Source organism: Streptomyces sp. NPDC031225, assembly GCF_055570355.1.
Genome location: NZ_JBVIHJ010000001.1, coordinates 185,797 through 208,013, shown reverse-complemented (window position 1 = coordinate 208,013; position 22,217 = coordinate 185,797). Strand labels below are relative to the sequence as shown.

The 22,217-nt window shown below is 71.7% G+C and carries 21 protein-coding genes and 5 tRNA genes; 17 read left to right on the top strand and 9 right to left on the bottom strand.

Annotated elements, in window-relative coordinates:
- Window positions 1–73: 73 nt before the first annotated feature.
- Window positions 74–508 carry a hypothetical protein gene (locus ACZ48Z_RS00965; protein ID WP_468733649.1) on the bottom strand — a complete coding sequence of 145 codons (435 nt, stop codon included), beginning with the start codon at window positions 506–508 and terminating at the stop codon, window positions 74–76.
- The gene (locus tag ACZ48Z_RS00960) at window positions 489–848 is read right to left on the bottom strand and encodes a hypothetical protein (RefSeq protein WP_468733648.1); all 360 of its coding nucleotides are present in this window, start codon (window positions 846–848) and stop codon (window positions 489–491) included. The genes ACZ48Z_RS00965 and ACZ48Z_RS00960 overlap by 20 nt, the downstream gene beginning before the upstream one ends.
- A gap of 69 nt (window positions 849–917) precedes the next feature.
- On the opposite strand from ACZ48Z_RS00960, the gene ACZ48Z_RS00955 reads away from it, so the two are divergent.
- From ACZ48Z_RS00955 to ACZ48Z_RS00915, 9 genes are all read left to right on the top strand, one after another.
- Window positions 918–1,568, top strand: coding sequence for an HAD family hydrolase (locus ACZ48Z_RS00955; RefSeq protein ID WP_468733647.1), 651 nt, complete (start codon window positions 918–920; stop codon window positions 1,566–1,568).
- A gap of 319 nt (window positions 1,569–1,887) precedes the next feature.
- Complete coding sequence (locus ACZ48Z_RS00950) at window positions 1,888–2,919, top strand: methionine ABC transporter ATP-binding protein (RefSeq protein ID WP_468733646.1); 1,032 nt, start codon at window positions 1,888–1,890, stop codon at window positions 2,917–2,919.
- Window positions 2,916–3,641 (top strand): methionine ABC transporter permease, encoded by a 726-nt coding sequence (locus ACZ48Z_RS00945; RefSeq protein WP_468733645.1) that lies wholly within the window; start codon window positions 2,916–2,918, stop codon window positions 3,639–3,641. Before ACZ48Z_RS00950 ends, ACZ48Z_RS00945 begins: the two co-directional genes overlap by 4 nt.
- Window positions 3,642–3,706: 65 nt before the next feature.
- Window positions 3,707–4,534 carry a MetQ/NlpA family ABC transporter substrate-binding protein gene (locus ACZ48Z_RS00940; protein WP_468733644.1) on the top strand — a complete coding sequence of 276 codons (828 nt, stop codon included), beginning with the start codon at window positions 3,707–3,709 and terminating at the stop codon, window positions 4,532–4,534.
- Between the two features lie 154 nt (window positions 4,535–4,688).
- Window positions 4,689–5,327, top strand: coding sequence for a GNAT family N-acetyltransferase (locus tag ACZ48Z_RS00935; RefSeq protein ID WP_468733643.1), 639 nt, complete (start codon window positions 4,689–4,691; stop codon window positions 5,325–5,327).
- Window positions 5,328–5,421: 94 nt separating this feature from the next.
- Window positions 5,422–6,633, top strand: coding sequence for a precorrin-6y C5,15-methyltransferase (decarboxylating) subunit CbiE (gene cbiE, locus ACZ48Z_RS00930; protein WP_468733642.1), 1,212 nt, complete (start codon window positions 5,422–5,424; stop codon window positions 6,631–6,633).
- A 366-nt stretch (window positions 6,634–6,999) separates the two neighbouring features.
- The gene (gene cobT / locus ACZ48Z_RS00925) at window positions 7,000–11,058 is read left to right on the top strand and encodes a nicotinate-nucleotide--dimethylbenzimidazole phosphoribosyltransferase (RefSeq protein ID WP_468733641.1); all 4,059 of its coding nucleotides are present in this window, start codon (window positions 7,000–7,002) and stop codon (window positions 11,056–11,058) included.
- A 221-nt stretch (window positions 11,059–11,279) separates the two neighbouring features.
- On the top strand, window positions 11,280–12,521 hold the full coding sequence (gene cobA, locus ACZ48Z_RS00920) for a uroporphyrinogen-III C-methyltransferase (protein WP_468733640.1): 1,242 nt from the start codon (window positions 11,280–11,282) through the stop codon (window positions 12,519–12,521).
- Between the two features lie 65 nt (window positions 12,522–12,586).
- A complete protein-coding gene (locus ACZ48Z_RS00915; protein ID WP_468733639.1) occupies window positions 12,587–13,405 on the top strand; it encodes a TrmH family RNA methyltransferase in 819 nt (272 codons plus the stop codon).
- A gap of 85 nt (window positions 13,406–13,490) precedes the next feature.
- Here the strand turns inward: ACZ48Z_RS00915 and ACZ48Z_RS00910 are convergent, their stop codons facing one another.
- Window positions 13,491–14,903 (bottom strand): serine/threonine-protein kinase, encoded by a 1,413-nt coding sequence (locus ACZ48Z_RS00910; protein ID WP_468733638.1) that lies wholly within the window; start codon window positions 14,901–14,903, stop codon window positions 13,491–13,493.
- A 196-nt stretch (window positions 14,904–15,099) separates the two neighbouring features.
- On the opposite strand from ACZ48Z_RS00910, the gene ACZ48Z_RS00905 reads away from it, so the two are divergent.
- From ACZ48Z_RS00905 to ACZ48Z_RS00890, 4 genes are all read left to right on the top strand, one after another.
- Window positions 15,100–15,375: a hypothetical protein gene (locus tag ACZ48Z_RS00905; RefSeq protein ID WP_007380750.1), complete on the top strand. Its 276-nt coding sequence runs from the start codon at window positions 15,100–15,102 to the stop codon at window positions 15,373–15,375.
- A 197-nt stretch (window positions 15,376–15,572) separates the two neighbouring features.
- Window positions 15,573–15,752, top strand: a complete 180-nt coding sequence (locus ACZ48Z_RS00900; protein ID WP_328745686.1) for a hypothetical protein — start codon at window positions 15,573–15,575, stop codon at window positions 15,750–15,752.
- Between the two features lie 338 nt (window positions 15,753–16,090).
- Window positions 16,091–17,038, top strand: coding sequence for a phosphotransferase family protein (locus ACZ48Z_RS00895; RefSeq protein ID WP_468733637.1), 948 nt, complete (start codon window positions 16,091–16,093; stop codon window positions 17,036–17,038).
- A gap of 80 nt (window positions 17,039–17,118) precedes the next feature.
- On the top strand, window positions 17,119–17,427 hold the full coding sequence (locus tag ACZ48Z_RS00890) for a TFIIB-type zinc ribbon-containing protein (protein ID WP_468733636.1): 309 nt from the start codon (window positions 17,119–17,121) through the stop codon (window positions 17,425–17,427).
- Window positions 17,428–17,475: 48 nt separating this feature from the next.
- Here the strand turns inward: ACZ48Z_RS00890 and ACZ48Z_RS00885 are convergent.
- The 5 genes from ACZ48Z_RS00885 to ACZ48Z_RS00865 form a co-directional block, all read right to left on the bottom strand.
- Window positions 17,476–17,547, bottom strand: a tRNA-Val gene (locus ACZ48Z_RS00885).
- 32 nt (window positions 17,548–17,579) lie between these two features.
- Window positions 17,580–17,651 (bottom strand) — tRNA-Val (locus ACZ48Z_RS00880).
- Between the two features lie 34 nt (window positions 17,652–17,685).
- Window positions 17,686–17,757, bottom strand: a tRNA-Val gene (locus tag ACZ48Z_RS00875).
- A 1-nt stretch (window position 17,758) separates the two neighbouring features.
- Window positions 17,759–17,832 (bottom strand) — tRNA-Cys (locus ACZ48Z_RS00870).
- A gap of 40 nt (window positions 17,833–17,872) precedes the next feature.
- Window positions 17,873–17,945, bottom strand: a tRNA-Gly gene (locus tag ACZ48Z_RS00865).
- 178 nt (window positions 17,946–18,123) lie between these two features.
- Here ACZ48Z_RS00865 and ACZ48Z_RS00860 point away from each other — a divergent pair.
- From ACZ48Z_RS00860 to ACZ48Z_RS00850, 3 genes are all read left to right on the top strand, one after another.
- Entirely contained in the window at window positions 18,124–19,152 is a 1,029-nt protein-coding gene (locus ACZ48Z_RS00860; protein WP_468733635.1) for a chorismate-binding protein, read from the top strand.
- A gap of 14 nt (window positions 19,153–19,166) precedes the next feature.
- Window positions 19,167–19,988, top strand: coding sequence for an aminotransferase class IV (locus ACZ48Z_RS00855; protein ID WP_468733634.1), 822 nt, complete (start codon window positions 19,167–19,169; stop codon window positions 19,986–19,988).
- A 61-nt stretch (window positions 19,989–20,049) separates the two neighbouring features.
- Window positions 20,050–20,877 carry a GNAT family N-acetyltransferase gene (locus ACZ48Z_RS00850; RefSeq protein ID WP_468733633.1) on the top strand — a complete coding sequence of 276 codons (828 nt, stop codon included), beginning with the start codon at window positions 20,050–20,052 and terminating at the stop codon, window positions 20,875–20,877.
- Between the two features lie 7 nt (window positions 20,878–20,884).
- Here ACZ48Z_RS00850 and ACZ48Z_RS00845 read toward each other — a convergent pair whose 3' ends face one another.
- Window positions 20,885–21,406: a DsbA family protein gene (locus tag ACZ48Z_RS00845; RefSeq protein ID WP_468733632.1), complete on the bottom strand. Its 522-nt coding sequence runs from the start codon at window positions 21,404–21,406 to the stop codon at window positions 20,885–20,887.
- A gap of 292 nt (window positions 21,407–21,698) precedes the next feature.
- Between ACZ48Z_RS00845 and ACZ48Z_RS00840 the strand changes: the two genes are divergently transcribed.
- On the top strand, window positions 21,699–22,148 hold the full coding sequence (locus ACZ48Z_RS00840; RefSeq protein ID WP_468733631.1) for a hypothetical protein: 450 nt from the start codon (window positions 21,699–21,701) through the stop codon (window positions 22,146–22,148).
- The last annotated feature ends 69 nt before the right edge of the window (window positions 22,149–22,217 follow it).

Below are 22,217 nucleotides of genomic sequence, written 5' to 3'. Positions count from 1 at the left end.
GGGCTGTGTCGATGTGCGGCTCCGCCGCGTGGGCGCGACCAGCCACAACCGGCCGGATGCCGCCCGACAAACCTCAGGCGGCATCCCCGGCAGGCGCACCCTTCCGCAACCAGTAGATGGCGGAAAGCGGCAGCAGCACGGGGATGAACAGATACCCCATCCCGAAGTCCGACCACACGGTCGCATCGGGGAACGCGGACGGCTCGATCAAGGTCCATGTGCCCACGGTCAGCACGCCGACCAGTTCCGCCACGCAGCACGCCAACGCCACCCTGCGAGCCGTCTCCCCGCCGCGCACGAGTGTGTATGTGATGAACCCGTAGACGACCCCCGCCACTGCGGACAGTGAATACGCAAGTGGCGCCCGGTCGAAGTCCGTGGAGATCTGGTACGCCGACCGAGACACCGCCCCGACCACCATCACGCCGTAGAGCCACACGAGCAACGTCCCCGGCCCACTGGTCAGCCGCCGCCGGTCCACGCTCACCTCAGCCTCCCCAGATGTCATAGAGCCGCACCTCCAGAACGGCCAGCACCACAGCCCCGGCGGCGACCGTCGCCGACCCCCACCGCGTCCGCTCCGCGAGCGACATGAATCCCGCCGCCGGCACACACGCGAACGCCCCCAGCAGATACGCCACGAAGATCGCCGTGCCCTGCTCCGGCTTCTCGCCCCGCGCGAGCTGCACGATCCCGATCACGAGCTGGACCGACGCCAGCACCGACACCGCGGCCATCCCGATGAAGTGCCAGTCCTTGGTCGACTGGTCCCGGTACGCGGCCCAGCCGCACCAGGCGGCCAGCAGCAGCGCGGCGACGCCGGTCACCAGCGTCAGGACATCAAACATGCGGCGAGCCTATTACGGGCCAAAGGGCCTGAGGCGGCCGCCCCCGCCTCGCACCGTAGGGTCGAGGACATGAAGATCCACGCCGACGCCCTCCTGTTCGACAACGACGGAACACTCGTCTCCTCCCTCGAATCCGTCCACCGCTGCTGGACGCGCTGGGCCGGGGAGTACGGCATCACCGCGGAGGCGTTCGCGCAGGTCGAACTGCACGGCCGGACGGCCGCGGCGATAGCCGCCGACCTGCTGCCCGCCGACGTCGTACCGGAGGCCGTCGCGAGGATCGAGCGGCTGGAGGTGGAGGACGTATCCAACGGCGGGGTCCAACTACTCCCCGGGACCGAGGACTTCCTCGGCTCCCTGCCCGCCGACCGGTGGGCCGTCGTCACCTCCGCCACCCGCCGTCTCGCCGAGGCCCGCCTCGGCGCCGTCGGCATCCTCCCCAAGACGCTGGTCGCCGCCGACGACGTCACGCGCGGCAAGCCCGACCCCGAGCCGTATCTGCTCGCCGCCCGTGAACTCGGCGTCGACCCGGCCCGCTGTGTCGTCTTCGAGGACGCCCCCGCGGGCCTGCGCGCCGGCCGTGCCGCCGGCATGACCACCGTGGCGTTGACCACAACCCACCAGGCCCACGAGCTCGACGCCGCCCTCGTGGTCGCCGATCTGTCCGCTCTGTCGGCACTGGTCACCGCCGGGGACGTGGAGATCTCCGTCCGCGGCTGAAAGCTGTCCACCGCCGTCCGGCATACGGACAACGGGTTCTTGGTCCCTTCCATACGTCTGCTTTACTGATCGCATGACCACGACGAGCTGCCGCACCTTTGCGACCGAGGCGACCATGACGCCCGGTGCTCGTTGTATGTGTCGAATGCGCGCCTGTTAGAGGGCCCCCGCACCACCCCTGAGCCTCGCGCCCCGAAGCGAGCCGCCGTGGCATGTCCGTACGTCCATGAACGCGTACGTGACCGACAGCCCGCGCCCGATTCTTCTCCCGTATCCGGGCACACCCACGCCCGCGTACTCGACTGTGACGGAAACCCCTGTGATCACGACCTCAGGCCTGACCAAGGTCTACCGCTCCCGCGGTCGGGAGATCACCGCCCTCGACGGCGTCGATCTCCACGTCCGCGAAGGCGAGGTGTACGGCGTCATCGGCCAGTCCGGCGCCGGCAAGTCCTCGCTCATCCGCTGCGTCAACCTGCTGGAGCGCCCCACCGCCGGCACGGTGACCGTCGACGGGCAGGACCTCACCGCCCTCGCGGGACGCGGTCCGCGCGCCGGCCGGGAACTGCGGCAGGCGCGCAGCCGTATCGGCATGGTCTTCCAGCACTTCAACCTGCTGTCCACCCGGACCGTGCAGGACAACGTCGAGCTGCCGCTCGAAATCCTCGGCACATCCGGCCGGGAGCGCTCGCGCAAGGCCCTCGAACTCCTCGACCTCGTCGGGCTCTCCGACAAGGCCGGCGCCTACCCGGCCCAGCTCTCCGGCGGCCAGAAGCAGCGCGTCGGCATCGCCCGCGCCCTGGCCGGCGACCCCAAGGTCCTGCTGTCCGACGAGGCCACCAGCGCCCTCGACCCGGAGACCACCCGCTCCATCCTCCAGCTCCTGCGCGACCTGAACCGGCAGCTCGGCCTCACCGTCCTGCTCATCACCCACGAGATGAGCGTCGTGAAGTCGATCTGCGACTCGGCCGCCCTGATGGACAACGGGCGCGTCGTCGAGTCCGGCACGGTCAGCGAACTGCTCGCCACCCCCGGCTCCGAGCTGGCCTCCGCCCTCTTCCCGGTCGGCGGCGAGGCCACCGGCGAGGACCGGACCGTCCTCGACGTCACCTTCCAGGGCGAGGCGGCCACCCAGCCCGTCATCTCCCAGCTGTCGCGCACCTACAACATCGACATATCGATCCTCGGTGCCGCCATCGACACCGTCGGCGGCCTCCAGGTCGGCCGGATGCGCCTCGAACTGCCCGGCCGCTACGAGGACAACGTCGTACCCGTCGGCTTCCTGCGTGAGCAGGGCCTGCAGATCGACATCGTCGGTGAGTCCCAGCCGGTGAAGGAAGGTGCCAAGTGACCTGGTCCGAGATGCAGCCCCTGCTGGAGCAGGCGTGTTGGGACACCCTCTACATGGTCGGCTGGGCCACGGTCATCGCCGTCGCGGGCGGATTGCCGCTCGGTGTCCTCCTCGTCCTCACCGACCGGGGAGGCCTCCTCCAGAACGTCGTCGCGAACAAGGTCATCGGGCAGGTCGTGAACGTCGCCCGCTCGATGCCGTTCATCATCCTGATGGTCGCGCTGATGGGCTTCACCCGCTCGATCACCGGCACCACCATCGGCCGCGAGGCCGCCATCGTGCCGCTCGCCATCGGGGCGATCCCCTTCTTCGCGCGGCTTGTCGAGACGGCTGTCCGCGAAGTGGACGGCGGGCTCGTCGAGGCCGTGCAGTCGATGGGCGGCAACACCTGGACCATCGTCCGCAAGGTCCTCGTCCCCGAGTCCCTGCCCTCGCTGATCGCCGGCACCACCACCACGATCGTCGCCCTCATCGGCTACTCGGCGATGGCCGGCACGGTCGGCGCCGGCGGCCTCGGCGACGTCGCCGTCCGCTACGGCTACCAGCGCTTCGAGACCCAGCTCATGTGGGTCACCGTCGCGGTCCTCGCCGTCGTCATCTCGCTCATCCAGTTCGCCGGCGACTTCGCGGCCCGCTCGCTGCACACCCGCAGCGGACGCTCGGGCCCCGCACCGAAGCTGCGTCTGCTCAAGGCCTCCACGTCGGACACCAAGACCGGCTGAGCCTCCCCGATCCTCCCGTGCACCCCATCACGGGATCGCTGCACCCAAAAGGAAAGGCACTTTTCGTGCGTAACACCGCAAAGTTCACCACCGCCGTCCTCGCCGCCGGAGCCCTCACCCTCGGGCTCAGCGGCTGCGGTTCGTCCGACTCGGCCGCCTCCGACACCAGCGGCCCGCTGGTCGTCGCCGCGAGCCCGACCCCGCACGCCGAGATCCTGAACTACATCAAGGAGAACCTGGCGAAGAAGGCGGGCCTCGACCTGGAGGTCAAGGAGTTCAGCGACTACACGACGCAGAACCCGGCGACCGAGGACGGCTCGGTGGACGCCAACTACTTCCAGAACAAGCCGTACCTCGACGACTACAACAAGAAGAACGGCACCGACATCGTGCCCGTCGTCACGGTTCACCTGGAGCCGCTCGGTCTCTACTCCCACAAGGTCAAGAGCGCCGACGCCCTCAAGAGCGGTGCGACGATCGCGGTCCCCAACGACAGCGTGAACGAGGCGCGTGCCCTCAAGCTGCTCGACGCCAACGGGATCATCACGCTCAAGGACGGCGTCGGCAACGAGGCGACCCCCTCCGACATCGCGAAGAACCCGAAGAACCTCACGTTCAAGGAGCTGGAGGCGGCCCAGACCCCGCGCTCCCTGGACGACGTCGACGCCGCGGTCATCAACGGCAACTACGCCATCGAGGCCGACCTCAAGCCCGCCTCGGACGCCCTCGTCCTGGAGTCCGCCAAGAACAACCCGTACGGCAACTTCCTCGCGGTGAAGGACGGCAACCAGGACGACCCGCGCGTCAAGAAGCTGGCCAAGCTGCTCACCTCCCCCGAGGTCAAGAAGTTCATCCAGGACAAGTACGCCGGCTCCGTCATCGCGTCCTTCTGAGAGGCACAGGGTTACCGGCGCGTACACCGCGTATCGCCACGGACGGGGTCCACTCGCTCACCATGGGTGGACCCCGTGCTGCCGTTGTCCGCCGCCATGCTGCATGCTGGGCAGTTCGCAGGCAGAAGGTTTTCCGACGGTTACGGAGCGGCGCATGACTGGCACCTTCCCCAACATCTCCATCAGCACGGAGCGGTTGGTGCTGCGCGCCCTCGACGAGGACGACGTGCCCGCGTTGGCCGAGATGATGAACGACGAGCAGGTCGGGGCCTGGACCGACATCCCCCAGCCCTTCAGCGAGGACCGGGCCCGCGGCTGGATCACGGAGTACGCGCCGACCGAGCGGGAGGCCGGCCGCGGACTCGGCCTCGCCGTCACCGAGTTCCTCACCCAGCGCCTGGTCGGTGTCATCCAGCTCGGCAGGACCGACTGGCACATCCGTTCCACCGAGCTGTCGTACATCGTCGCCCCCTGGGCCCGCGGCGAGGGCTACGCCTCCGAAGCCGCGCTCGCCACCGCCCAATGGCTGTTCACGGACCAGAAGTTCGAGCGGATCGAGCTGCGCACGGCGGCCGACAACACCGCCTCCCAGCAGGTCGCCCAGAAGATCGGCTGTATCAGCGAGGGGGTCCTGCGGAACGCCTGCATAGCGCACGTCCGAGCCGAGGACGGCACATGGAGCGACGTCCGCACCGACTTCATCGTGTGGAGCCTGCTGCCAGAGGACCTCGACGGCGCGGGCGGCCAGTTGGCCGACGCGGACGGCTTCACGCCGTACTCCGACTGGAACTGACCGAGTACCGACGCCGCCCGGCGAAAGCGCTTCCCCGCAGTACCGGGTACCCTCCCGACGACCACCCGCGTACACCCCTGGAGACGAAGACACGATGGCCGACCGGGTCACGGTGATCGGCTGGGACGGCTCGCCGCTGACCGCCGCGGCACGTTCCGCCCTCGGCGCCGCCACGCTGGTGGCGGGTGCCGCCCACCACCTGGCACTCCCCGAGGTGCCCCCCGCCGCCGAACGCATCCGCCTCGGCAGCGTCGCCCTCGCCGCGCGCCGCATCACCGGCCACCGAGGCACCGCCGTCGTGTTCGCCGACGGCGACCCCGGGTTCTTCGGGGTCGTACGGACCCTGCGCGCACCCGAGTTCGGCCTGGAGGTAGAGGTCGTCCCCGGGGTCTCCTCGGTCGCCGCCGCCTTCGCCCGCGCCGGTATGCCCTGGGACGACGCACAAGTGGTTGTCGCACACCGCCGCACCCTGCGCCGCGCGGTGAACGTGTGCCGAGCCCACACCAAGGTCGCCGTCCTCACCTCACCCGGCGCCGGTCCCGCCGAACTCGGCCTGCTGATGGAGGGCGTCCACCGCACCTTCGTCATCTGCGAGGAACTGGGCACCGACCGCGAGCAGCTCACCGTCGTCACCTCCGACAAGGCCGCCGACCACACCTGGCGCGACCCCAACCTCGTCATCGTCATCGGCGGCACCGCCGCCGTCTCGGAGGACGGCGGCTGGATCGCCGGCCGTGACCCGGCCGCCGCGCCGCGCGGCTGGACACTGCCCGCCGAGGCCTACGGCGGTCTCATGGGCGAGGGCGAGCTGGAACCGCTCCGCGCGGCCCAACTCGCCAGGCTGGGCCCGCGCGTCGGCGACCTGGTGTGGGACATCGGCTGCGGCAGCGGCGCCTTCGCCACCGAGGCCGCCCGGGCCGGGGCGGCCGTCATCGCCGTCGACCGCGATCTGCGGGCCTGCGAACGCACCGAGGCCAACGCGCGCGCCTTCGGACTCCAGGTGCAGATCGTCGCCGGCACCGCCCCGCACGTCCTGGAGAACCTTCCCGAGCCTGACGTCGTACGCGTCGGCGGCGGGGGAGTGGCCGTGGTCTCCGCGGTCGCCGACCGGCGTCCGCAGGGCATCGTCGCCCACGCGGCCACCCGCGACGAGGCCGAACTCGTCGGCCGGGACCTCACCGAGCACGGCTACCGCGTCGAGTGCTCCCTCCTCCAGTCCGTCGAACTCGACACCCGGGCCTGGACGGAGACGGAACGGAGCGTTGCGTTCCTGCTCAGCGGGGTCCTGCCGGACCGTACGGTCTGACCCGGTTCGCCCTCCCCGTGATCCTGTTGTCGTACTGCGCGCGGTAGGCTGGCCGACTGTTGTACCGCACCGGGTGGCCCGGCATTCGTTCGCCAATGTCCGGAAAGCGCGCCCGTTTTGGGGTGGGTGTGGTACGGCAGAACCGGAGGACGCGCAACGTGGCGCAGTCCACAGCGGACCGTCGCGGATCAACCTGTCGCGACGGGTGAACGGCCGGGACAATGCCAGTTAATGGCTTTGTCGTCTTTCTCGGCGGGCCGTTCGTGCCGCTGGGCACGCACGCTCGTTCTTCACTGCGGGGGCGGTCGGTGCGCCGTCCCCGGTGAGCTGGACGTGGAAGCACTAACCGATGGGCGAGGGGTACGCATGACCGACACCGGCCAGGTCCCGGCCGAGGGGCTGCCGGAGAACGCAGGCATGGTGGAGCAGCCGGGCGTTCCTGGTGCGTACACCTACCTCTCCGAGACCACCGCCGAGGACGAAGACCTGTTGCTGCTTCCGGGCGCCCAGAGCCCCTGGGGCAACGAGGTCGCCCCGCCCGCGCCGGAGCCGGTCGTCGAGACCGTCCACGAACCGGGACCGCACGAGATGTCCGGCCGCGACAGCGGAGCGCACGATCTCAGCGCCGTCCGCAGGCCCCAGCTGCAGGCACCCTCGGTGCCGATCCCGCCCATCACACCCCGCCGGCCCCTGCACCTGGGCCCACCGATCCCCGACGCCTCCGCGAGCCCGGTCCGCTCTCTCGCCGACCGCGGCCCCGCGGGCGTACCGGTACGGCAGCCGGCCGTGGCCACGCCCGGCACCGAGTACTTCGAGACCCCGCAGCCGCAGGGCGCGGTCCCGTGGGGCGCCCCGCTGCAGGCCGCCGTCCAGACGCCGGTGAGCACGGTGGCCCCGGCTGCCGAAACGGTTGTTCCGGAGCCGGAGCCGGTGGGTGCGGCGCAGGCGACGATGGCGCGGCTCGCCTCCGAGGCGGGCACCGCCGGGTATGCGGTGCAGACGGAGGTTCCGGCCGACGGTGTCCCGGACGCCGGGCACGAGACGGATCTCGCGCAGGTCCCCGTCGCGGAGCCGGAGAGCCTTCCGGCTGACGGCTTCGTCCCGGACGCGGTGCACCTGGCGGACGCGGATACGGCTCCTGCCGCCGACGTCGGCCCGGCCGGTGACGCGGCTCCGGGCTCGGTACCGGGTGACGGGTACGTGCCCGACGCGGATGTCCCTCCGGCAGCTGAGGCGGAACTGGCCGCGGGGCAGGGGCCGGTCGACGCGGCTCAGGCCCCGGAGGCCGCCGTATCCGCCGACGCCGCTCAGAACGTGGCGGACGTTCCCGGGCCCGAGCAGGCACCGGAGGTCGACCTCGCCGTCGGTACCGAGGTACCGGACGCCGGGCAGGCCCACGATCAGGTCGAGGCGGCCGTGGAAGCGGCGCCGGTGGCCGAGGACGTGCAGGCCGGTGAGACGCCCGAACCGCTGGTCGCGGAGGTCCCGGAGTCGGAGGAGACCGGCCCTGGACCTGAGGTCGCGCCGGTCGTTGAAGCAGTCGACGTGGACGGTACCGAGCCCGCGGCCGCGGCCGCGGAAGCGGCGGACGCCGGGCAGGTCATCGACGCTGCTGATGCCATGGTCATGGACGCCGTGGACGGACAGATTTTCGGAACTGTGGCTCCCCCCGAGACCGAGGCCGAAGCCGAAGCCGAGGCCGAAGCCGTTGTCGCGCCGCAAGCGGAGGCTGCTCAGGACGTGACCGTCGTCCCCGAGGCGGGGGCAGTCCAGGACGCGGCCGTTGCTCCGGCCGGGTTCGCCCCTCAGGACCCGGCGGCCCTCCCGGACCCGGCTGTCGCTCAGGACGCTGCCGCCGCTCCCGAATCCACCCCGGACCGGGAAGTCGCTCCGCCCCAGGAGCCGGTGGCGGTTCCGCACCTCGAGCCGGCCCTCGCCCCGGTCGCAGCTGAGGCGGTCACGCCGGACGCCCCCGAAGGCGTGACGCTCCAGGCCCCGGCGGAGACCGAACAGATTCCGTACCCGGCAGACGCCGAGGCCGACGCGGTCGCCGAGGTTCCCGAACCGCATGCGGTGCCGGAACCGTCGCCCGCCGAGCAGGCAGTCCCCGCGCCGGAGCCGGTCCAGGGGCCCGCCCAGGACGCACCGGAGCCGGTCGCAGCGGACGTCGCCGACCTCGACGTACAGCCGACGGAGCCGCCGGTCGTCTCCCCGGCGGAGGAATCCCAGCCGTCGGACCACGAAGTCCACCCCTCGGACATCGCGACACCGGAGGGCTTCGTCGTCCCGGACCAGGCACCGCAGGGTCCTCAGCCGGCTCCCGCTCCCCATCAGCCGTTCGCGGCCGAACTCGCCGACGCCCAGCCCTGGTTCGTGGCCACCGACGCCGACGAGACCTCCGCCGCACTGCCCACCGGAGTTCCCCCGGAACCCCAATGGCCTCTGCGCGAGTTCGTCGCGGTGGACGGCTCGGTGCCGACCACCCCGCATCCAGCGCCGACCCCGCCCCACCCCCTCCCGCTCCCCGTGGACGGGGCGCAACCCGTGGTCCCGGCCCCGCGTGAGGCCGACGGCGACCCCGAACTCGTACAGCAGGCCGACGACCTGGACACCCGGGCGGCCGATCAGGAAGACCAGGAAGTGCCGGAAGAAGTGAGCACGGCCCCCGTGGAAGAGGTACGACAGTCCACGGGCCCCGCCGCGCCCCCCTACGACGACGCCGAACGCGAGGCCGTCCTCAAGGTGATGCGGGAGCGCCGCGACATCCGCAACGGCTTCCGCAGCGACCCCATCCCGCACGAGGTGCTGCTCCGCGTCCTGGAGGCCGCCCACACCGCGCCCAGCGTGGGCCACTCGCAGCCCTGGGACTTCGTCGTCATCCGCTCCGCCGAGACGCGCGGCGCGATGCACGAACTGGCCCAGCGCCAGCGCGACGCGTACGCCAAGTCGCTGCCCAAGGGCCGCGCGAAACAGTTCAAGGAACTCAAGATCGAGGCCATCCTCGACACCCCGGTGAACATCGTCGTCACCGCAGACCCGACCCGCGGTGGCCGCCACACCCTCGGCCGGCACACCCAGCCGCAGATGGCCCCGTACTCCGCCGCCCTCGCCGTCGAGAACCTGTGGCTCGCCGCCCGCGCCGAAGGTCTCGGCGTCGGCTGGGTCAGCTTCTTCGACGAGCGCGAGATGGTGCGCGCACTCGGCCTGCCCGAGCACCTGGAGGTCATCGCCTACCTGTGCGTCGGGTACGTCGACGAGTTCCCCGACGAGCCCGAGCTGATGCAGGCCGGCTGGTCCAAGCGCCGCCCGCTGTCATGGGTCGTGCACGAGGAGACGTACGGCCGTCGCGCCCTGCCCGGCGAGGAGCCGCACGACCTGCTCGGCGAGACCGTCGCGCAGATCCGCCCGCTGGACGCCAAGGCGCTCGGCGAGGCCTGGGAGCGGCAGAAGCGGATGACCAAGCCGGCCGGCGCGCTCGGCATGCTGGAGATCATCTCCGCCCAGCTGTCCGGGCTCTCACGACAGTGCCCGCCGCCCATCCCGGAGCCCGCGGCCGTCGCGATCTTCGCCGGTGACCATGGAGTGCACGCCCAGGGCGTCACCCCCTGGCCGCAGGAGGTGACGGCCCAGATGGTCGCCAACTTCCTCGGCGGCGGCGCGGTCTGCAACGCCTTCGCCGCCCAGGTCGGCGCCGAGGTGTGCGTGGTGGACGTCGGCGTCGCGGCCGAACTCCCGGCCACGCCCGGTCTGTTGCCCCGCAAGATCCGTGCCGGTACGTCCGACATGACCACGGGGCCCGCGATGACCCGCGAGGAGGCCAAGCAGGCCATCGAGGTGGGCATCGAGACCGCCCGCGACCTGGTCGCCGCCGGCAACAAGGCCCTCCTCACCGGCGAGATGGGCATCGCGAACACCACCGCGTCCGCCGCCCTGATCTCCGTCTTCACCGACACCGACCCCGCCGAGGTCACCGGTCGCGGCACCGGTATCAACGACGAGACCCTGGCCCGCAAGACCGAGGTGGTCCGCCGCGCGATCGAGGTCCACCAGCCGGACCCCGCCGACCCGATCGGCGTCCTGGCGGCGATCGGCGGCTTCGAACACGCGGCGATGGTGGGCCTGTTGCTCGGCGGGGCCTCCCTGCGCACCCCGGTCATCCTGGACGGCGTCAGCGCGGGCGCCGCGGCACTCGTCGCCCGGGCGATCGCCCCGGAGGTCCTCGCGGCCTGCATCGCGGGCCACCGCAGCGCCGAACCGGGCCACGTGGCCGCCCTGAACAAGCTCGGCCTGCGCCCCCTGGTCGACCTCGACCTCCGTCTGGGCGAGGGCACGGGCGCGCTGCTGGCCCTGCCGCTGGTGCAGAGCACGGCGAGGGCGATGCACGAGGTGGCGACCTTCGACTCCGCAGGGGTGACCGAGAAGTAGGCACGGGGAGGGGGACTCGGGGACGCCTGCCCCGAGTCCCCCTCGCACGTGGGTTCGTGTGCACCCGTCCGCAGACGGGAGGGGTGGCCTTGAACCCGTGCCCCCGCACCCGGCGACGACGCCCACGCCCAGCAACCGGACACCTGACCCGCCCGCCCCCTCGGCCCCGTAAAATCCGCACGTCAGGGCCACTGCACGAGCACCCAGAGGAGCCGCCCCTCATGGCCGAGAACCCCGCCTACCCCGTAGGCCTCCGCCTCACCGGCCGCAAGGTCGTCGTCCTCGGCGGCGGCCAGGTCGCCCAGCGCCGCCTCCCGGCCCTGATCGCGGCGGGCGCGGACGTCCTCCTCGTGTCCCCTTCGGCGACCCCCTCGGTGGAGGCGATGGCGGACGCGGGCGAGATCACCTGGCAGCGGCGCGCCTACGAGGAAGGCGACCTCGAAGACGCCTGGTACGCGCTGATCGCCACCAGCGACACGCAGGCGAACACGCGGGCGTCCGCCGAGGCCGAGCGGCACCGCGTGTGGTGCGTCCGCTCCGACGACGCCGACGCGGCCACCGCCTGGACCCCGGCGACGGGCCACAGCGAGGGCGTCACGGTCGCCGTCCTCACGACGAACGCGAAGGGCCGCGACCCCCGCCACACCGCGGCCATCCGCGACGCTGTGGTCGAGGGCCTGCGCGACGGCACCCTCGTCGCCCCCCACCACCGCACCCGCACCCCCGGCGTCGCCCTCGTCGGCGGCGGCCCCGGCGACCCGGACCTGATCACGGTCCGCGGCCGTCGCCTCCTCGCCGAGGCCGACGTCGTCATCGCCGACCGCCTCGGCCCCCGCGACCTCCTCGCCGAACTCCCGCCGCACGTCGAGGTGATCGACGCGGCGAAGATCCCGTACGGTCGTTTCATGGCCCAGGAGGCCATCAACAACGCCCTGATCGAGCACGCCAGGCAGGGCAAGTCGGTCGTCCGGCTGAAGGGCGGGGACCCCTACGTCTTCGGCCGTGGCATGGAGGAGCTGCACGCTCTCGCCGAGGCGGGCATCCCCTGCACCGTCGTCCCCGGCATCTCCAGCTCGATCTCGGTACCGGGTGCGGCCGGCATTCCGGTCACCCACCGCGGGGTCGCACACGAGTTCACCGTGGTGAGCGGTCATGTCGCCCCTGACGACGAGCGCTCGCTGGTCGACTGGCCGGCGCTCGCCAGGCTCACCGGCACGCTGGTGGTCCTCATGGGCGTCGACAAGATCGGCCGGATCGCCGAGACCCTGATGGCCCACGGCAAGTCGCCCGACACCCCGGTCGCCCTGGTCCAGGAGGGCACGACGGCCGCTCAGCGCAGGGTCGACGCCACCTTGGCGACGGTCGGCGAGGTGGTGGTCGCCGAGGACGTGAAGCCTCCCGCCGTCATCGTCGTCGGCCAGGTCGTCGCCGTGGGAGCGCCGTCGGCGGAGTCATTGGGGTAACCCGGGGTAACACAGTTCGCTCCCAGCCGTTGGCACCGCTCCCAGGACAAGGCAGTATCACCTCTGTGGCCGATCTCATCACCGTCGAGGACCCCGACGACCCGCGCCTTCACGACTACACGGGCCTGACCGACGTCGAACTGCGCCGCAAGCGCGAACCCGCCGAGGGCCTGTTCATCGCCGAGGGCGAGAAGGTCATCCGGCGGGCGAAGGACGCCGGGTACGAGATGCGCTCCATGCTGCTGTCCGCCAAGTGGGTCGACGTCATGCGCGACGTCATCGACGAACTCCCGGCCCCGGTGTACGCCGTCAGCCCGGAACTCGCCGAACAGGTCACCGGTTACCACGTGCACCGCGGCGCGCTCGCCTCCATGCAGCGCAAACCGCTGCCCACGGCCGCCGAGTTGCTCCAGACCGCCCGTCGGGTGGTGGTCATGGAGTCCGTCAACGACCACACCAACATCGGTGCGATCTTCCGCTCGGCGGCGGCCCTGGGCATGGACGCCGTCCTGCTCTCCCCGGACTGCGCCGACCCGCTGTACCGCCGCAGCGTCAAGGTCTCGATGGGCGCGGTCTTCTCCGTGCCCTACGCCCGCCTCGACACCTGGCCCAAGGGCCTGGACTCGGTCCGCGAGGCCGGCTTCACCCTCCTCGCCCTCACCCCGGACGCCAAAGCCAGGACCCTCGACGAGGCCGCCCCGCACAAGATGGACCGGGTCGCCCTGATGCTCGGCGCCGAGGGCGACGGCCTGACCACCCAGGCACTGGTCGCCGCCGACGAATGGGTCCGCATCCCGATGGCCCACGGCGTCGACTCCCTCAACGTGGGCGCGGCGGCCGCGGTCGCCTTCTACGCGGTGGCCACCGGACGCCCCCAGGGCTGAGTCCGGCACCGCTCACATCCGGGGGCCGGACCTCTCTGCGGCCCCCGGGCGGTGGCATCGGCTACGGCGGTATCGCGCGCGAGGCTCAGTCCGTGCTGTCGCCGCTCGACCGCGGCGGCGGTGCCCGGTCCGGCGGCACCTGAGCCTGTCCCCGCTGCTGTTCCCGTACCACACCGCGCTCGCCGCCGAGTCCGCGCGAGGGGCCCTGACAGCCCTGGGCCGCGGCGATTCCGAGTGCCACGAACAGGGTCACGACCACGAACACGAACAGCCGCTGGCGCAGCAGGCGGGGGTTCGCCGGGCGCAGTCCCGTCTTGGTGTTCCTGGAGGTGGGGCGTCCCGTACCGCTGCGTGGCGCGGGCCGGCTCCCGCTGCCGGAGCGGCCCGTGTCGCGCGAGGAAGGGGCGGACCGGGGGCCGGGACGGGAGGACGGCACGCCGTTGCCGCGCGGGGTGCTGCCACCGCGTGACGGGGCCCCGCCGCGCGAGGGACCCTGGCCCCGGGACGGTCCGGAACCGCGTGCCGAGGAAGTCCCCGGCGAGCCGGCCGGGCCCGACTGCCCCTGCGTGCGTCGCTGGGGGGCCCGGTCGGGATAGGTGTCGGCGATCCGTCCGGTGGGCCGGTCCGCCTCACTGGCGCGCGGCCCCGGCGGACGCAGATCCGGGAGGCCCTGGGTCTCGCGGGCCGCGATCTCCTTGAGCCGCAACGACAGTTGGAGCGTGCTCGGCCGTTCCTCAGGGTCCTTCGCCAGACAGGCACGGATCAGCGGGGCCACCGCGTCGGGCACACCGTGCAGCTGCGCCTCCTCGTGCACCACGCGGTACAGCATCACCTCGGAACTGCCGTGCCCGAAGGGCGAGTCACCCATCGACGCGTACGCCAGGGTCGCACCGAGGGAGAACACGTCCGTGGCCGGCGTCACCGCGGCGCCGCGCACCTGCTCGGGTGCGAGGAAGCCGGGGGAGCCGACGGCGGTGCCGACATGGGTGAGGGTCGAGGCTCCGGTCGCCCAGGCGATGCCGAAGTCGATGATCCGCGGGCCCTTGGGGGAGAGGAGGATGTTGGACGGCTTGAGGTCGCGGTGCACCACCCCGGCCTCGTGCACGGCGACGAGCCCCTCCGAGAGGGCGGCACCGATCCCGGCGACCTCGGCCGCGCCCAACGAGCCCTCGTCGGCGACCTTGTCGTGGAGAGAGGGGCCGGGCACGTACTGGGTGGCGAACCACGGACGTTCCGCGTCCAGGTCGGCCGCGACGAGCCGGGCGGTGCAGCCACCGCGGATCCGGCGCGCGGCCGAGACCTCGCGCGCGAAGCGTGACCGGAACTCCTGGTCCTCCGCGAGATCGGGCCGGATGACCTTGAGGGCGACCCGTTGCCCCTTGCGGTCGGAGCCCAGGTAGACGACGCCCATGCCACCCGCGCCGAGCCGTCTGTGAAGCCTGAACGAGCCGACGACGCGCGGGTCCTCGCGCCTCAGGCGCATCATCGCCATGTTCATCCCCGCTGCCCGGTCCGTCTGACGAGCGACAGCTTACGTTTCCGCGGCCCGCCGCGCGCAGAGGCCGCGCCCTCTCGTCCCGATGGATTGTCAGTGCCGGGTGGGAGACTTGAGGGGTGGTCAGGGGGTCGGCGGACAGGGCGGTTTCGAGTCGACTGTGATCCCAACCACCCATCACAGAAGGGGGATTGAACCCGTGAAGGGTGATCGCGTGGAGATAGTCGTGGACGCGGGGGACACGACGCGTACCTACGAGGTGGTGGCGAGCAGGGCGGGCCGTCGGGTGGAGACGGCGGTACGCCGAGGTGTCGTGGAAGTGAGCGAAGTCACGCGGAACGGATCGGTGGTGCGGACGGCCCGTTTCATGGCGACCAGGGTGCTGGCTCTGGTCGAGCAGCCGGTGCCGCGTGAGGACAGCTCGGAGAAAGCGGGGCAGACCGGGCGACCCCTCCGGGAAGACCCGGAGACCTAGGTCCTCGTCTCCACCCACGGGAGTACACCGCCGGTCATGGCTCATCCTCGGGGAGGCCCGGGAATCGGTACGAAGGCATGACGTGCGCAGAGCCCGTGAAGCCTAGATTTGAGGTCAAGCGGCGGGTGCAGCACTCGTCCCCCGAGGTCAGACACCCGCCGCTGCCAAAGACAACCGACACGGTCAGGAGAGGGACCATGGCCTACACGGCACCGCGGACTCTGGTCCGTACGCGAAAGCGCCGTCAGGGCCGTCGCCATCCACTGGTGGCGACGCTCATGGCCCTTCCCCTGGCGGTCCTGCTCCTCGTCGTCTTCGACGGCTGGGAGACAGTGGCCACACAGGCGTCGTCCGTGGGAGTGATGCTGGGGCGCTGAGCGGCGACCCCAGGCCCGGAAGAGCGGTCCGGGCGGGGACATCCACCCATGAAACCCCGTGGGGACGGGGGTGCGGCGGACGGCAAAAATGCCGGCGCAGCTGGGGAGCTGCGCCGGCATTGCTTTGCCCTGCGGCGACTTGGACGGGATACCCGCGGCGAAGCTGCGGCACAGGCAGGACGGGCGGGCCCGCGACTCCCCAGGGGCGCGGGGAACTGCGCGACCGGCCACAACGCACCCGCACCCGCCCGGCAACCCGCCCCGGCCCCCGTTGACGCACCCTCGCCGCCCGCACCTGCGTAGTCTCGCGAGCAGACACCGCACGCCCAGGGAGCCCCGTGACCACCCACCCCCTGCTCACCGAGCTCACTTTCAGAGCAAGAACCGAGGCCCACTCACGGACCTCGACGGCGTGCCCCTGCAAAGCGACAACCCTCGCCGACCGTCCCGACGCCACGGTCGTCCGGCACGCGGACACCGTCGCCAAGGCCCACGCCCCCGACACCACCCCCAGCGACCTGGCCCCCCGCCTCTCGGCCGCCGCCCACCTCCCCGGCGTCCTGCTCCCCCCACTCACCAGCACGCCCGTCGACCTGCACGGCAGGCTCGTCACCTTCTGGCCGTACGGCACCCCCGTGGACCCTGACGATCCCGACGCCGCCCCTTGGGAACCCGCCGCCACCCTCCTCGCCCACCTCCACCGCACCCCCGCCCCACCGGATCTGCCGCCGATGCGCGGCCCCGTCAAGGCCGCACTCGCCGTAGCCCGCCTCCTCGCGGCCGTCCGCCACGCACCCGGCCCCGCCGTCGTGCCCGTCCTCCGCGCCTGGGCCGGCCTCCCGGCATGGGCCCGCGCCGAGACCCCCATGCCCGACACCACGACCCTCTGCCACGGCGACCTCCACCTCGGCCAGCTCGTCCGCCACCCGGCCCCCGACGGCCCCTGGCGCCTCATCGACGTTGACGACCTCGGCGTGGGCGAACCGGCCTGGGACCTGGCCCGTCCCGCCGCCTGGTACGCCTGCGGTCTGCTGTCGCCCGACGACTGGGCCCGGTTCCTGGGCGCCTACCGAGCGGCCGGCGGTCCCGCGGTCCCCGCCGACGGTGACCCCTGGCCGGTCCTGGACGTCTCCGCCCGCGCCCTCACCGTGCAGACCGCGGCCCGGGCGATCGCCAAGGCGATCGAGACGGACCGTCCGCTGGACGACGTGGAGCAGGCCGTCGTGGACGCCTGTGACCGAATGGGTTCCACCCCGCCGCAGTTGGCGGGCGGTTTCGCGAAGTAGGGTGCAACCGACCGGGGCCGGACGGAGTCTGTCCTGGCGTAACCCGAAGCAGGACCAACGGGCGAGGAGTTGAGCCGACGATGCAGTGTCCGAAGTGTCACGCACCTATGCACACGTACAACCGCAACGGTGTCCAGATCGAGCAGTGCAGCGGCTGCCGCGGGATCTTTCTCGACTACGGCGAGCTGGAGGCGCTGACCCGACTGGAGGGCCAGTACGGCGGCGGCCCCGTCGTTCCCCCGCCCCCGGCGGCCCCGCAGTACCCGGCCGCGCCCGGCGCACCGGCCTGGGGCGCGCCGCAGCACGGAGGCGGCCACTACGGCGGCCACGGTGGTCACGGCGGGCACCACCGCAACCGCGGTTTCGGCCACATGCTGTTCTCCAGCTGACGGAGCAACGAGGAAGCCCCCGGCCACAGGGCCGGGGGCTTCGAAGTGTGCGCGATACTGGGATTGAACCAGTGACCTCTTCCGTGTCAGGGAAGCGCTCTCCCGCTGAGCTAATCGCGCGGGAAACCACGATCAAGATCGTGCGTACTGCGTGCGCGATACTGGGATTGAACCAGTGACCTCTTCCGTGTCAGGGAAGCGCTCTCCCGCTGAGCTAATCGCGCGGGTCAGACCTTCGATGATCTCTCGAAGATCCAGTGGACGATACTGGGATTGAACCAGTGACCTCTTCCGTGTCAGGGAAGCGCTCTCCCGCTGAGCTAATCGTCCTTGGAGGTGGAGACGGGATTTGAACCCGTGTAGACGGCTTTGCAGGCCGTTGCCTCGCCTCTCGGCCACTCCACCAGGAGTGAGGGGGCTCGGGAAGATCCCCCTGCTTCCTGCGAGCGGACGACCAGGTTCGAACTGGCGACCTCAACCTTGGCAAGGTTGCGCTCTACCAACTGAGCTACGTCCGCTTGTCGTTTCGATCCGCTCTCACGGCTCGGCGACGTGTTGAACTCTAGCGGATTCCGGGGCCAGCACAAAAACGCGTTTGCGCAGCGTGCTGCGGTGCGTACGCCGACGTGCGTGGCCAGGGCGCCCCGAAGGACATGGCCAGGTCACTCGCAGGACACCCGCCATAGACTCGGCAGCGTGCCCGACCTCGCTCCTCTCGCCCGTTTCGGCGACCGCGTCGCCACCGGTCTCCTCGATGTCACCAGCGATCCCGCCGCCCTGGACACCACCGGCTTCTGGGCCGTCGCCGCGGACTTCGAGGGCGGTCTGACCTGTGCCCGCTTCGCCGACGTACGCCGGGAGCCGGTGCCCTCGCCGCGGCCCGGAGCATGGCGGGGTCCCGCGGCCGGTGACTGGACGTCATCGCTGGATCGCACCGCGTACATGGAGGGCGTACGACGGATTCGCGCGCACATCGCCACCGGTGAGGTCTATCAGGCCAACCTCTGCCGCGTCCTGACCGCGCCCCTGCCGCCCGGCGCCGACATGGACGCGCTGACCGCGCTGCTGGCCCGCGGCAACCCGGCGCCGTACGCAGGAACGATTCGGCTGCCCGGACGCGGGGTGGAGATCGCCACCGCGTCGCCCGAACTGTTCCTGCGCCGGGAGGGACGGGTCGTGGAGTCCGGGCCCATCAAGGGGACCGGGCGCACCGAGGGCGACCTGCTGGCCAAGGACTACGCCGAGAACGTGATGATCGTGGACCTGGTCCGCAACGACCTGGGGCGGGTGTGCGCCACCGGCAGCGTCACCGTCCCCGACCTGTGCGCCGTCGAGAAGCACCCCGGTCTCGTCCACCTCGTGTCGACGGTCCGGGGCGAGCTGCGGGAGGGCACCGGATGGGCCGGTCTGCTGGAGGCCGCCTTCCCGCCCGGCTCGGTCACCGGTGCGCCCAAGTCCAGCGCCCTGCGGATCATCGACGCCCTGGAGACCGTGCCCCGCGGGCCGTACTGCGGTGGCATCGGCTGGGTCGACGCCGACCGGGGCACCGGGGAGCTGGCCGTCGGCATCCGTACCTTCTGGACCGACCGTGCCGAGAAATTGCTGCGTTTCGGCACCGGTGCCGGGATCACCTGGGGTTCCGACCCCGACGGGGAGTGGCGGGAGACCGAGCTGAAGGCGGCCCGGCTGCTCGCGGTAGCGTCGGGCACGTACGAGGTCGGCTGAGAGGGACTGCAACCGTGAAGATCTGGCTCGACGGTGGGCTCCAGGACACCGAGACCGCCCGCGTCTCCGTCTTCGACCACGGTCTGACCGTGGGCGACGGCATCTTCGAGACCGTGAAGGCGGTGGCGGGCCGCCCCTTCGCGCTCACCCGGCACCTCGACCGGCTGACCCTGTCGGCGCGGGGACTCGGGCTGCCCGACCCCGATCACGACGAGGTCCGCCGCGCCTGCGCCGCCGTACTCGAAGCGAATCCGATGCCGCTGGGGCGCCTGCGCATCACCTACACCGGCGGCCACGGACCGCTCGGCTCGGACCGGGGCGAGCACGGGCCGACCCTGGTGGTCGCCCTCGGCGAGTCCGCGCCCCGCCCCGACTCCACGGCCGTGATCACGGTCCCGTGGACGCGGAACGAGCGCGGGGCCCTCACCGGCCTCAAGACCACCTCGTACGCCGAGAACGTCGTCGCTCTCGCACGCGCGCGTGCGCAAGGTGCCTCCGAGGCCCTGTTCGCCAACACCGTCGGCCAGTTGTGCGAGGGGACCGGGTCGAACGTCTTCGTCGTCCTCGACGGCGAGATCCACACCCCGCCGCTCGCCTCCGGCTGCCTGGCGGGCATCACGCGCGCGTTGACCGTCGAATGGACCGGCGCCAGGGAGACCGACCTGCCGCTCGACGTCCTGGAGCGGGCCGACGAGATCTTCCTCACCTCGACCCTGCGGGACGTCCAGGCGGCGCACCGGGTCGACGCCCGCGAACTGCCGGGCACACCCGGCCCGGTGACCGCCAAGGCCATGCGCGTCTTCGAGGAGCGGTCCGGGGACGACCTCGATCCGTAAAAGTCGTGGACATGCTGGGGATATTGGGATGCCTCGGTGCCCGGTGACGGGTACAACTCCGGTGATGACCACCACTCTGCGGCCGAACGAGCCGCTCCAGCGCGCTGCCGACGGGGCGCTGTCCCGCCACTACACGGTGTGCGTGAACAGCCGTCCCGTCGGAGCGATACATCTCGCGACCCACCCGTCCTTCGGGCCCGTCGTCGCCCAGATCCGGGACCTGCGGATCGAGGAACCGGACCGCAGACGCGGCCGGGGCACGGTCGCCGCGCTCGCCGCCGAGGAGGTCGCGCGCGGCTGGGGCTGCACGCAGGTGGAGATCAGGGTCCCCGCCGACGCCGGGCCCGCGCTGCGGCTCGCCACCGGGCTCGGATACGTCCATCGCAACCGCGGCATGGAGAAGCGGCTCGGCGACACAGCGCCGCCCCTGCCCGAGGGCAGCCGCGCCAGGCCCATGACGGAGGCCGAGTTCGGGCCGTGGACGGAGCGCGGCATCACGGAGTACGCCCGCGACTGGAGCGAGCGCGGAGTGCCGGAGGCCGAGGCCGGGGCGAGGGCGAGGAAGGACCACGAACTCCTGGTGGAGCGCGGCCTCACCACGGAGCACGCCCTGCTGAGCGTGCTGGAGCACGACGGTGTCCGGGTCGGGATCCTGTGGGTGGAGTTCGTCGGTGACAAGGCGTTCGTCTACGACGTCGAGACCGAGGAGGCCTTCCGGGGCCGCGGACACGGACGGTCCCTGATGCTGCTGGCCGAGGCCCAGGCGATCGCCTCCGGGAGACGGGTCCTGGCCCTCAACGTCTTCGCGGGCAACACCCCGGCCGAGCGGCTGTACGAGTCGCTGGGCTATGCGGACGTGGGGTACTCGATGTACAAGAGCCTGCTCTGAGGCGGGCTCACTCCTGTCCGTCGAGCAGCCGGTCCGCGATCTCCTCGATCCGCTCCCGCAGACCGTCCTGGCTTTTGCCGCCGTCGAGCCGCTCACCGTCGATGACATACGTCGGCGTCCCGGTGACGCCGATCGCCTTGCCCTCCGCCTGGTCGGCGTCCACGATCAGGATGTGCCGGCCGTCGATCAGAGCGGTGTCGAACTCCTCGGCGTCGAGCCCCAGTTCGCGGGCGACCTCGATCAGAAGGGCTTCTCCGGCGCGGTCCAGTTCCTCGACCCGCCCCAGCACGGCCTCGACGTACTCCCAGCCCTTCCCCTGCTCCAGCGCTTCCTCGGCGGCCTGCGCGGCGGCGAAGGAGTGCTTGTGCTTCTCCAACGGGAAGTGCCGCAGCCGCAGTTCGAGACGGTCGCCGTAGCGGGCGCGCAGGGCTCGGACGTCGTCCAGAGCGCTGCGGCAGTCCGGGCACTGCAACTCGCACCAGACGTCGAGAACGGGCACGGGGGGACGGACGGGGGAGGGGTCGCTCATGCCTCCCATTCTTCCAGCTCCGGCCGGTCGACGGCACCGGCACCGGCCGGGCCGCGGCCCACCTCACCGCATTGCCTCGGGTGGCGTCCGGTGGCAACCGATGACGTCCGACGGCATCCTTTCGGCATCCGCGCTCGGTCTCCGGTATCCCCCTCGACCGGCACCTCCGGAGGAGGCGACCCGGAGATGTCCCTGATGTCCTGCCGGAGCATGGCCCGGCGGGGGTCGGGAGGTGCAGGATGGATGGGGACGAAGCGATACCTGGCCGATCGAGCCCCGCATGGAGGACCGGATGATTGCCGAGACCGTCTGTTCCGCCGTCGCCGCGGCCGGCCTGGGTATCGCGGCGGTCACGGCGTACCGAAAGCGATTCCTCGCGGCCACCCGCATCGCCGCCTACTCCCTGGTCCCCCTCGGCCTCGTGATGACCGGCGTCGTCGACTGGCTCGCCGACACCGCGCTCAGTCCGACGGCCTGGGCGGGCTTCGGCGTGCTCGGCCTGTCATGGGTGCTGTTCTCGACCACGCGCGCGGTGGAGCGCCGTCGCGGCGGCACCCGCAAGGAGCGCAAGGCGGCGCGCGGCGCCCAGCAGGAGGCGGTGGCCCCGACGGCCTCCGCACCCTCCCTCGGCCCGGCCGTCCGCACCCCGGCGGCCCGCCCCGCAGGCAAGCCCGGCGCCACCGGAACCGCCTCGGAGGACTTCAGCGACATCGAGGCCATCCTGAAGAAGCACGGCATATGACGGTCGCATGACGGACTGAAACGTTCGCAGTGGGACCCGTCCCGGTCCGTAAGCGATCAGGATCTGAAA

Excerpts from the sequence above, each read along its gene's own strand:
- ACZ48Z_RS00955 (WP_468733647.1), top strand. The coding sequence starts at position 918 with ATGAAGATCCACGCCGACGCCCTCCTGTTCGACAACGACGGAACACTC.
- ACZ48Z_RS00890 (WP_468733636.1), top strand. The coding sequence starts at position 17,119 with ATGCAGTGTCCGAAGTGTCACGCACCTATGCACACGTACAACCGCAAC.
- cbiE (WP_468733642.1), top strand. The coding sequence starts at position 5,422 with ATGGCCGACCGGGTCACGGTGATCGGCTGGGACGGCTCGCCGCTGACC.
- ACZ48Z_RS00900 (WP_328745686.1), top strand. The coding sequence starts at position 15,573 with ATGGCCTACACGGCACCGCGGACTCTGGTCCGTACGCGAAAGCGCCGT.
- ACZ48Z_RS00960 (WP_468733648.1), bottom strand. The coding sequence starts at position 848 with ATGTTTGATGTCCTGACGCTGGTGACCGGCGTCGCCGCGCTGCTGCTG.
- cobA (WP_468733640.1), top strand. The coding sequence starts at position 11,280 with ATGGCCGAGAACCCCGCCTACCCCGTAGGCCTCCGCCTCACCGGCCGC.
- cobT (WP_468733641.1), top strand. The coding sequence starts at position 7,000 with ATGACCGACACCGGCCAGGTCCCGGCCGAGGGGCTGCCGGAGAACGCA.
- ACZ48Z_RS00910 (WP_468733638.1), bottom strand. The coding sequence starts at position 14,903 with ATGAACATGGCGATGATGCGCCTGAGGCGCGAGGACCCGCGCGTCGTC.
- ACZ48Z_RS00965 (WP_468733649.1), bottom strand. The coding sequence starts at position 508 with ATGACATCTGGGGAGGCTGAGGTGAGCGTGGACCGGCGGCGGCTGACC.
- ACZ48Z_RS00840 (WP_468733631.1), top strand. The coding sequence starts at position 21,699 with ATGATTGCCGAGACCGTCTGTTCCGCCGTCGCCGCGGCCGGCCTGGGT.
- ACZ48Z_RS00845 (WP_468733632.1), bottom strand. The coding sequence starts at position 21,406 with ATGAGCGACCCCTCCCCCGTCCGTCCCCCCGTGCCCGTTCTCGACGTC.
- ACZ48Z_RS00935 (WP_468733643.1), top strand. The coding sequence starts at position 4,689 with ATGACTGGCACCTTCCCCAACATCTCCATCAGCACGGAGCGGTTGGTG.